Genomic DNA, 10,537 nt, shown 5'->3' on the forward strand with positions numbered 1-10,537 from the left:
ATGGCTTTAGTTCCAGTTGTAGTAGAACAGACCAATCGTGGAGAAAGATCCTATGATATTTATTCAAGACTGCTGAAGGAAAGAATTATTTTCCTTGGTGATGAAATAAATGATTTAACTGCTAGCTTAGTTGTGGCACAGCTTATTTTCCTCGAGGCAGATGATCCTGATAAGGACATTCAAATTTATATAAATAGTCCTGGCGGATCTATAACCGCTGGTATGGCAATATATGATACAATGAATTATATAAAACCAGATGTATCTACCCTTTGTATAGGAATGGCAGCTAGTATGGGAGCCTTCCTATTGGCTGCAGGTAAGAAGGGTAAGCGCTTTGCTCTTCCAAATGCAGAAATTATGATTCACCAACCATTGGGAGGTACCCGTGGCCAGGCAGAGGATATTAGAATTCATGCAGAAAGAATCCTTAAGATGAGAGATAACATCAATAATATTCTAGCTGAGAGAACTGGTCAGCCCCTTGATAGAATTAAGAAAGATACTGATAGAGATTTCTTTATGGAAGCAGAAGAAGCAAAGAAATATGGAATCATAGACGATGTAATTGCCAACAGGAAATAATTGTGGATTGAAAGAGGTGTAAAAATGTCAAGATTCGAGGATAAGAAGCAATTAAAATGCTCCTTCTGTGGAAAATCACAAGATCAGGTGAGAAGATTAATTGCAGGTCCTAACGTTTATATATGTGATGAATGCATTGAGCTATGTCAGGAGATTATACAAGAGGAGTTTGACGAGAATGTAGATATAGACTTAATGAATTTACCCAAGCCTAAAGAAATAAAGGAAATCCTCGACCAATATGTAATAGGTCAAGAGGAGGCCAAAAAGGCTTTGGCTGTAGCTGTATATAATCATTACAAGAGGATTAACACTGACGTAAAAGGTGATGATGTAGAGCTGCAGAAAAGTAATATTGTGATGATAGGACCAACTGGTTCAGGTAAGACATTATTGGCTCAAACCTTGGCGAGGATCCTTAATGTTCCCTTTGCTATTGCAGATGCCACCTCTCTAACTGAAGCAGGCTACGTGGGAGAGGATGTAGAAAATATACTATTAAAGCTTATACAAGCCTCTGACTATGATGTAGAGAAGGCTGAAAAGGGCATAATCTATATCGATGAGGTAGATAAGATTGCTAGAAAATCAGAAAACCCTTCAATTACTAGAGATGTAAGTGGTGAGGGAGTACAGCAGGCCCTGTTAAAAATCCTAGAAGGTACTGTAGCAAGTGTTCCACCTCAAGGGGGTAGAAAGCATCCCCATCAAGAGTTTATTCAAATTGATACCACAAACATCCTCTTTATTTGCGGAGGAGCCTTTGACGGTGTTGAAAAGCTGATACAAAAAAGAGTTGGTAAAACCTCAATGGGCTTTGGGGCTGAAATAAAAAGTAAAGAGATTAAAGACATCGGTGATTTACTAAAGAGGATTCAGCCTGAGGATTTATTGAAATTTGGACTAATACCAGAATTTGTTGGTAGACTACCAGTAATGGTTACCCTAGATGAATTAGATGAAGGGTCCTTAATACAAATACTGTCAGAGCCAAAGAATGCATTGTTAAAGCAATATAACAAATTATTTGAAATTGATGGTGTACAATTAGAGTTCGAAGATGGTGCCCTTCAGTTAATAGCAAAAAAGGCTATAGAGCGCAAAACTGGTGCCCGTGGATTAAGGGGTATTATGGAAAACTTAATGCTGGATATTATGTATGAGATTCCATCTGCTGATAATATAGAAAAGGTTATTATCACAATGGATGCCGTGACAAAAACAGCAGCTCCAACCATAATCTATAAGAAAACCAGAGGCAAAAAGAAAACTGAAGAAACTGCATCCTAAAGTGAATAATGAAAAGTGAAAAATGAGAAGTGAAAGAAATCAGCCTCATTACATTGTATAAGTAGAGAGCAGACAAATTTGTCTGCTCTTAGTTTATTTTGGAGACTATATTGTATATACTACAATTCCCATAATACCTGATAATAGTATAATTAAAATAGGGTGAGTTCTTGTTTTATGGATAATCACCAACACCGCAATACAGATAATAAGACTTTTGAAATCTTCTACGGAGGTTCTAAATAGAGATACACAAGCAGCTGCCATTAAACCAATAACAGCCGGCCTTAGACCGGTAAAAACTCCATTTACCACCGGTGATTTATAATACTTTAATAGAATCTGAGCTAAGGAGGTTACCAGTAGAAAGGAAACCAACACAACTCCTATAGTGGCCACTACTGCCCCTAAAACGTCTAAATGCTTAAAGCCCACAAATGTGGCAGCATTGATGGCAATAGGGCCTGGGGACATTTGTGAGATAGCTATGATATCTACAAATTCATAGGCTGACAACCAATTGTTTATATATACAATTTCCTGTTCAATCAAAGGTAACATTGCATACCCACCGCCGAAGCTGAAGGCCCCAATTTTCAGGAAGGCTAGAAAAAGCTTAACGTACACCATAGTGTTTTTGCCTCCTTTTTACATAAATATAGCCAGCGGTTCCGCAGAAAACCACCACCACTATAGGATGAATGTTTAAAAAAGTAATGGCAAAAAAGGCTGCTAATCCAATGATGATATTAAAGTTACTTCTTCTCATATTTTTCCCTAGTTTAAGGACTGAAATAAAGATCAGGGATACTATAGCTGGACGAACACCTTTAAAAAACAGTTGTATTTCCTTTATATCAGAAATTCGATTATAAAAAATAGCAATCAGGATAATAAAAACTAGAGATGGAAGAACAGTACCAATTAGGGCGATAAAAGCCCCTAAAACTCCTGCAATTTTATATCCAATAAAGGTAGAAGTATTTACAGCAAGGGCACCAGGAAGGCTTTGACATACGACGATTAAATCTAAAAATTCCTTTTCGCTAATTAACTCAGTATTTTCTACTATTTCCTTTTGAATGATGGGGATCATTGCATATCCACCCCCAAAAGTAAAGGCTCCAACTCGGAAAAAAATAACAAATAGCTTAAGGTAAATATTCAACTATATAACCTCCTAGTTATGCAAGTACTTGTCCATGACATTATCATTATAACACATTTTTTTTACTGTGTAGGACTTCCTTTGATTACTTTTATAGGAAGTTTGGCAGCAGGATAAAAACAAGGATGGGGCACATAATAGTATTACAGCCTCTAGAAAGGAGGAAGAAAAGTTGCCAAGTATTGTTTTCTTCATACAATTTTTCTTTGCTATAGTAATAGGGCTATATTTTTTGTCGTTATTAAGAAGTCAACAAGGAAGCAAATCAGCTATCGAAAAGGAATCGAAAAAGGAATTAGATAAATTGAGGAAAATGAAGGAGAGGTCCTTAACAGTACCATTAACAGAATTCACTAGACCCTCCTCCTTCGATGAAATAATCGGTCAAGGGGATGGATTAAAGGCTCTAAGGGCAGCCCTCTGTAGTGGCAATCCACAGCATGTTATTATATATGGCCCCCCCGGTGTGGGAAAAACTGCTGCCGCTAGAGTGGTATTGGAGGAAGCTAAGAGAAGCCCTCTATCACCTTTTAACAATGAGTCAAAGTTTATAGAAATGGATGCAACTACTCTAAGATTTGATGATAGAGGAATTGCCGATCCCCTTATGGGTTCTGTACATGATCCAATTTATCAGGGAGCGGGAGCTATGGGTCAGGCTGGAATACCTCAACCAAAGTCTGGTGCAGTTACAAAGGCCCATGGGGGAATCCTGTTTTTAGATGAAATAGGAGAACTTCATCCCATAATGATGAATAAGCTTTTAAAGGTTTTAGAAGATAGGAGGGTGTTTCTTGAAAGTGCCTACTATAGCTCAGAGGATACCAATATTCCTGCCCACATCCATGAAATTTTTCAAAAGGGTTTGCCAGCAGATTTCCGTTTAGTTGCTGCCACCACTAGAGGCTCCTTTGACATCCCTCAAGCCTTAAGGTCAAGATGTGTTGAAATCTATTTTAGACCCCTATTTCAAGAAGAGGTTGCCATTATAGCCAGAAATGTTAGCAAAAAGAGCAACTTTGAAATCGAAGATATGGCTGTAGAAGAAATTAAAAAGTATGCCACCAATGGCAGAGAAGCAGTAAATATCATACAAATATGTAGTGGTCTAGCTTTAACCAACAATAGAAGGATTATTACCCTTGCCGATGTAAATTGGGTGATTGAAAGCGGACACTACCAACCAAGACCTGAAAAAAAGATAGAAAACCAGCCTAGCATCGGCTATGTCAACGGCTTAGGAGTGTATGGTGCTAATCTCGGTATGATTATTGAAATAGAAGCATCAGCCATTGAAATTCCTCAAAAGGGAAAGGGAAGAATTATCGTTACTGGAATTGTGGATACAGAAGAAACCAGTACCACTGGAAAAACCTTAAAAAGAAGAAGCACTGCCTCCGATTCTGTAGATAACGTGTTAACGGTGATACGCTCCTTTCTTAAAGTAGATCCTAGGGATTATGATATACATCTAAACTTTCCTGGAGGGATTCCTATAGATGGACCTTCCGCAGGGATTACTATGGTTACTGCTATATACTCTGCTATAACCAAACAGCCAGTAAACAACTTAGTAGCCATGACTGGGGAGGTATCTATTAGAGGAAAGGTAAAAGCTATAGGTGGTGTTACAGCCAAGATTGAAGCAGCAAGAAAGGCCGGCTGTAAAAAGATCATCGTCCCGTCTGAGAATTATATGGAAAAATTTAAGGAATATGATGTTAAAATCATTCCGGTTGATCATATAGAAGAGGTAATAGAAATTGCATTAGATATTGATGATTTAGAGGGTAAAAAGCTCATATCATCTGAGGCTATAGGCCTTGTAGCAGCCATAGGAAGTGATAAAGGATGCCTAAAGTAGAATATCATTTCTCTACTTTAGGCATTACTTTCTATACCCTTGATACATCATATAAAATTAGGGTAAAATATTGTATAAAGCATAATAAATGGATATAATTATTATCGACTGCTTGTTACACCACAATAATGGTGACTGCATCAGTAAAGGAGTGAAGTAGATGGAATATAAAGAAGTAGATCATGTGGAAGAGGTTGTTTTATACAACCGTGAAATTCCTTTAATTCCCCTTAGGGGATTGACGGTTTTTCCATATATGGTTTTGCATTTTGATGTGGGTAGAGAAAGATCGATTAATGCTTTAGAGGAGGCAATGGTTAATGATCAGCTGATTTTCTTAGCTTCCCAAAAGGAGGCAGAGGTTAATCTTCCAACTTCTAAGGATTTTTACCAGATTGGAACTGTGTCCAAAATAAAACAAATGCTAAAGCTTCCTGGAGATACCATTAGAGTATTGGTTGAAGGAATCAGTAGAGGTAGAATTATAAAGGTTCTAAAGGAAGAGCCCTACTTTATGGTTGAAATTGAAGAAGAGCACCATCAAGGGGAGGTGCAAAAGAATCAAGACGTAATAGCCTATATGCGCAGCGTCCTTGAGGCCTTTGAACAATACATAGAGGTAAGCAACAAAATTTCGCCTGAAGTTCTCCTTTCGGTGGCTGAAATTGAACTGCCAGGTAGGCTTGCAGATACCATTGCCGCCAATATTACCCTAAAACAGAGTCAAAAGCAGGAGATATTAGAGGCCTTTAATCCCAAAGATCGATTGGAGGTTTTGTACAAAATCCTTTTAGAAGAGATACAAATTTTAGAGATTGAACAAAAGATTAATTCTAGGGTAAAGAAGCAAATCAATAAGGTTCAAAAGGAATACTATTTAAGGGAGCAGCTAAAGGCAATTCAAAAAGAACTAGGGGAAGATGAAGGAATAGTTGAAGAGGTTGATGATTTTAGACAGCAATTAAAGAAGCTAAAGCTGCCAAAGGAAATTAATGAAAAGGTTGATAGAGAAATCCATCGTTTGCTTAAATTAAGCCCAGCATCAGCTGAGACGGGAGTTATTCGTAATTATATCGACTGGGTGCTAAATCTCCCATGGAATAAAGAAACTAAGGACAAGCTTGATCTTAAAGAGTCTTCAGCTATCCTTGATGAGGATCACTATGGTTTGGAAAAGGTGAAGGAGAGAATTCTTGAGTACCTTGCCATTAGGCAATTGGCAAAATCCATGAAGGGTCCAATTTTATGTCTTGTGGGTCCTCCAGGGGTAGGTAAAACCTCCATAGCAAAATCCATAGCTAGGGCCCTCAATAGGAAGTTTGTAAGGATGTCTTTAGGTGGAGTAAGGGATGAGGCAGAAATAAGGGGACACCGCCGGACCTATGTAGGAGCCATTCCGGGAAGGATTATCTCTGCTATTCGGCAGGTTGGAAGTAAAAATCCTGTTTTTCTTTTAGATGAAATTGATAAACTAGCCAGCGATTTTAGAGGGGATCCAGCAGCTGCATTGCTGGAGGTATTAGACCCCGAACAAAATAATAGCTTTACAGACCATTTCCTAGAAGTACCCTTTAATCTATCAAAGGTTATGTTTGTAACCACCGCCAATTCTCTAGATACAATCCCAAGACCCCTTCTTGATAGAATGGAGGTTATTCGGATAGCTGGCTATACTGAAGAAGAAAAATATAATATTGCAGAAAGATATCTATTACCTAAGCAAATCAAAGAGCATGGACTAGAAGAGGAACAGCTTAATATTTCTGAAAAGGCCATTAGAGATATCATAAACAATTATACTAGAGAATCTGGAGTTAGAAATCTAGAAAGACAAATAGCCAATGTTTGCAGGAAAACCGCCAAGAGAATCATTGAAGAAAAAATTGGTGTAGTTAAAATTAACCCCAACAATTTAAAGAAATATCTTGGTAATCCCATATATCGATATGAAATGGCAAACCTGAAGGATGAAGTAGGGATTGTAAGAGGCCTAGCCTGGACCCCAGTGGGAGGCGATACCCTTTCTATTGAAGTAACCCCAATGAAGGGAAGTGGAAAGCTGGTATTAACCGGCCAAATGGGGGATGTTATGAAGGAATCAGCAAAGGCTGGCATTAGTTATATTCGTTCTAGGGTTGAGGAGCTAAAAATAAATGAGGACTTTCATAATGCTTTAGATATCCATATTCATATTCCTGAAGGGGCAATACCAAAGGATGGACCCTCTGCTGGAATTTCTATGGCCACGGCTGTCATTTCAGCCTTAACGAAAATACCTGTTTCCAAGGATGTGGCCATGACCGGTGAAATTACCCTTAGGGGAAGGGTTTTACCTATCGGCGGAGTGAAGGAAAAGGTATTGGCTGCCCGTAGAGCAGGGATCAAAACCGTACTATTACCCAAGGCTAACGAAAAGGATATGGAGGATATTCCTGACAATGTGAAGAGGAATATAAAGTTTGTTCTAGTAGATCATATGGATGAGGTGCTGGAGCAGGCACTTATAAGGGGAGAGTAAAAATGAAAATAAAAACTGCTGATATTGTCATCAGCGCCGTAAGTCAAAAGCAATATCCTGAAGGTATGATGCCAGAGGTGGCCATGGTGGGAAGATCAAATGTTGGAAAGTCTTCCACCATAAATACCATTCTTAATAGAAAAAAGCTTGCTCGGATAAGCTCAAGTCCTGGAAAAACCAGAACTATAAACTTTTATATTATTAATAATGAGTTTCACCTTGTGGATTTGCCCGGATATGGATATGCCAAAGTATCAAGGGATGAAAGGGCTGCATGGGGTAAGTTCATTGAGACATACCTAACAAGTAGGAAAAATTTAGTAGAAGTATTATTATTGGTTGATATAAGGCATGAGCCCAATAATGATGATGTATTAATGTATAATTGGATTAAGCAATACGGCTTCGGCACCATAGTAGTTGCCACAAAGTCTGACAAGATTCCTAGGAGTCAATTACAAAAGCACATTAATCTGATAAGGGGAACCCTTAAAATGGATGCAGAGGATAAGGTTATACCTATATCATCCCTAAAAAAGCAAGGTATAGAGAATTTGTGGGGAGCCCTAGAGGAGTTGTTTATTGCAAAGGAATTACCTATAACAATAGAAGAAGATTCTCCACGCTAGTGGAGAATCTTCTTCTATAATGGTAAATGTTGAATGTTGAATGTTGAATGTTGAATGTTGAATTTGTGAAGAAATTTGTGAGCAAATTTCTTGTAAATCTCTAATCTCTAATCTCTAATCTTTCATTTATATGCTTATGCTGCTTCCCAAACATCTTCTTCCAATCCATTTCAGATAAAATCATACCTGATAGAATTAAAACACTACCCAATATCCCTTGCTTGGTTAACCTTTCCCCCAGCATTATAAAGGCAAATACAGCTGAAAAAACGGGCTCACCTGAATATATTAGGGCAGTATGGGTGGGGGATGTAAATTTTTGCATGGCATTTTGTATGATAAAGGCACCAGAGGTGGCTAATGTCGCCAGTATAAGGATGGATAACCACACATCAAAGCCCCTTGGTATTGTAGGATTTTCTATGGCAAAGGAGAAAAAGAGACTCAATACCCCTACCATAGCAATTTGAATAATAGCCATAGCGATGGAGTCCACCATTACAGTGTATTTTCCCACCGTTATAATGTGGAAGGCAAACATAAAGGCCGCAATTAGTGTTAATGTATCACCTATGTTTAAGGTTAATGACGAATTCAGGGTTAAAAAGCCTAGACCCACAATGGCCAAAATAACTCCAGCCACCGCCTCTTTATGGGGCTTCTGCTTTAAGAAAAGGGCAGAAACTATCGGTACAATAACAACTGAAAAGCCTGTAATAAAACCAGATTTTGATGCTGTTGTATAGTTTAAACCAACTGTTTGAAAGGCATAGCCACCAAACAATATAATTCCAATAATGATTCCATACTTAAGGGTATCCTTGTTGATTGAAAGGATATTTTTATAAAATATAATGGAGGATATAAGGGCGGCTAGTATAAATCTTATGGCCAAGAAATTATAAGTAGGAAGATAGTCTAATGCATTTTTGGTTAAAACAAAGGAGGATCCCCAAACAACTGTTACACCTAGTAGGGCCAGATCTGCCTTAAGCTGTTTTTTCATTCTCATGCTCCTTTCTAAGTCGATATCTATTATATTATAGCATACAAAAATTAAAAATTGAGAGTTGAAAATTGAAAATTGAAGAAGCCAAGACGGAAGTAAAAAGGAAGAACACAACGAAACAAGGGGACTTTTTTTCTGTTTCTTTTTTTGTAGTAAAAATAAAAAGTGAGGAGCTAATGCTCCTCACTTATGTATGTATTACATTATTCTTGTGGCTCGAACATATCCTTGCCAACACCACATACTGGGCAAACCCAATCCTCTGGAATATCTTCGAAGGCAGTTCCTGGTTCTATACCGCCATCTGGATCTCCTAAATCTGGATCATAAACATAGCCACATGGTATACAAACGTATTTCATGAAATAACTCCCCTTTCATTAATTTATGATTATAGTATGACAAACCTATACGGAATATACCCTAGATAGAAAAACTTTAAACAAGATTTTATTTAATGTGATATAATATTTTTGGTTACGAAGGAACTTACAAAATAAATTGGAAGAAGGATGAGCACTTGAAGACAACAAACATAAATCAATGGTTTCTATTGATGAAAAAACTTCCGTCACTATTCTTTGGATTACTACTGTACTCCTTTGGAGTACTTCTCATGAGGGATGCTGGTTTAGGAATGAATCCCTGGGGGGTATTCCATATGGGGGTTACTAATCATACACCCCTAACCTTGGGTCAAGTTACCCAAATTACAGGATTGGTTATTCTAACTGTATCTACCCTCTTAAAAATTGTTCCTGGGTTAGGCAGTATCTGTAATATGCTATTTATTGGTTTTTTTGTGGATAGCATAGACAGATTAAATATTCTAGCTACACCTACTTCACTAGCAGGGAAGCTCTTGATGCTGGTGATGGGGGTATTGATTACTGGCTGGGCAACCTATTTCTACTTAAGGGTGCGATTAGGGGCTGGCCCAAGGGATGGTTTAATGGAGGGTTTGGTTAAAGCCACTGGGAAGCCCGTTTGGTTGATTCGTGGTATAATTGAGTTTGTAATTCTTATAGTGGGTTTTTTCCTAGGAGGTCCCGTTGGAATTGGTACATTGATCACTGCTACTACCATTGGGTTTTCAGTAGCCATTGCCTTTAAGATAGGGAAATATGATACTAAGGGGGGAGTCCATACCAACTGTCTACAACTTTACAAACAGTTGAAGGCTACTCCTTCTATGAAGGAACAGATACAATAATATAAATGGTACCATTTGGCCCTTTAGAAAGGATAGGCTCTCTTGTATAATATAGACAAGGGAGCTTTTGTTTTTTAATAGGAAAGTTCTCTTGTTACCTATTAAATGGGGGATTTTAAGGGGTCACCCCCCTTATAAAAATAAGGAGAGTACAACGAAGTGTCCTAGAGAACGCATGGGTTCTCTGGAAAACAAAAGCATTTTAACCATAGAAAATTAACGCATGAAATGCTTTTGTTATTTAAGAGTTTTTGATCTTTA

Annotated in this window: 10 protein-coding genes; 6 read left to right on the forward strand and 4 right to left on the reverse strand. The window is 37.9% G+C overall.

The window, feature by feature from the left end:
- Positions 1–585, forward strand: coding sequence for an ATP-dependent Clp endopeptidase proteolytic subunit ClpP (gene clpP / locus F8153_RS08250; protein ID WP_151865879.1), 585 nt, complete (start codon positions 1–3; stop codon positions 583–585).
- A gap of 24 nt (positions 586–609) precedes the next feature.
- Positions 610–1,875, forward strand: coding sequence for an ATP-dependent Clp protease ATP-binding subunit ClpX (gene clpX / locus F8153_RS08255; protein ID WP_151865880.1), 1,266 nt, complete (start codon positions 610–612; stop codon positions 1,873–1,875).
- A gap of 105 nt (positions 1,876–1,980) precedes the next feature.
- Here the strand turns inward: clpX and F8153_RS08260 are convergent, their stop codons facing one another.
- Positions 1,981–2,505: a chromate transporter gene (locus tag F8153_RS08260; protein ID WP_151865881.1), complete on the reverse strand. Its 525-nt coding sequence runs from the start codon at positions 2,503–2,505 to the stop codon at positions 1,981–1,983.
- On the reverse strand, positions 2,492–3,043 hold the full coding sequence (locus F8153_RS08265; protein WP_151865882.1) for a chromate transporter: 552 nt from the start codon (positions 3,041–3,043) through the stop codon (positions 2,492–2,494). The genes F8153_RS08260 and F8153_RS08265 overlap by 14 nt, the downstream gene beginning before the upstream one ends.
- Positions 3,044–3,215: 172 nt before the next feature.
- Here F8153_RS08265 and lonB point away from each other — a divergent pair, with 172 nt between their 5' ends.
- From lonB to yihA, 3 genes are all read left to right on the forward strand, one after another.
- A complete protein-coding gene (gene lonB / locus F8153_RS08270) occupies positions 3,216–4,907 on the forward strand; it encodes an ATP-dependent protease LonB (protein WP_151865883.1) in 1,692 nt (563 codons plus the stop codon).
- Positions 4,908–5,067: 160 nt separating this feature from the next.
- Positions 5,068–7,425: an endopeptidase La gene (lon, locus tag F8153_RS08275; RefSeq protein WP_151865884.1), complete on the forward strand. Its 2,358-nt coding sequence runs from the start codon at positions 5,068–5,070 to the stop codon at positions 7,423–7,425.
- Positions 7,426–7,427: 2 nt separating this feature from the next.
- The gene (gene yihA, locus F8153_RS08280; RefSeq protein WP_151865885.1) at positions 7,428–8,054 is read left to right on the forward strand and encodes a ribosome biogenesis GTP-binding protein YihA/YsxC; all 627 of its coding nucleotides are present in this window, start codon (positions 7,428–7,430) and stop codon (positions 8,052–8,054) included.
- Between the two features lie 100 nt (positions 8,055–8,154).
- Here the strand turns inward: yihA and F8153_RS08285 are convergent, their stop codons facing one another.
- Both F8153_RS08285 and rd read right to left on the reverse strand, forming a co-directional pair.
- Positions 8,155–9,060, reverse strand: coding sequence for a DMT family transporter (locus F8153_RS08285; RefSeq protein WP_151865886.1), 906 nt, complete (start codon positions 9,058–9,060; stop codon positions 8,155–8,157).
- Between the two features lie 206 nt (positions 9,061–9,266).
- A complete protein-coding gene (rd, locus tag F8153_RS08290; RefSeq protein WP_151865887.1) occupies positions 9,267–9,425 on the reverse strand; it encodes a rubredoxin in 159 nt (52 codons plus the stop codon).
- A 158-nt stretch (positions 9,426–9,583) separates the two neighbouring features.
- On the opposite strand from rd, the gene F8153_RS08295 reads away from it, so the two are divergent.
- On the forward strand, positions 9,584–10,276 hold the full coding sequence (locus F8153_RS08295; protein WP_243136937.1) for a YczE/YyaS/YitT family protein: 693 nt from the start codon (positions 9,584–9,586) through the stop codon (positions 10,274–10,276).
- Positions 10,277–10,537: the final 261 nt, after the last annotated feature.

Origin of the sequence: Alkaliphilus serpentinus, assembly GCF_009017255.1 — a bacterium.
Classification (GTDB): Bacteria; Bacillota; Clostridia; order Peptostreptococcales; family Natronincolaceae; genus Alkaliphilus_D; species Alkaliphilus_D serpentinus.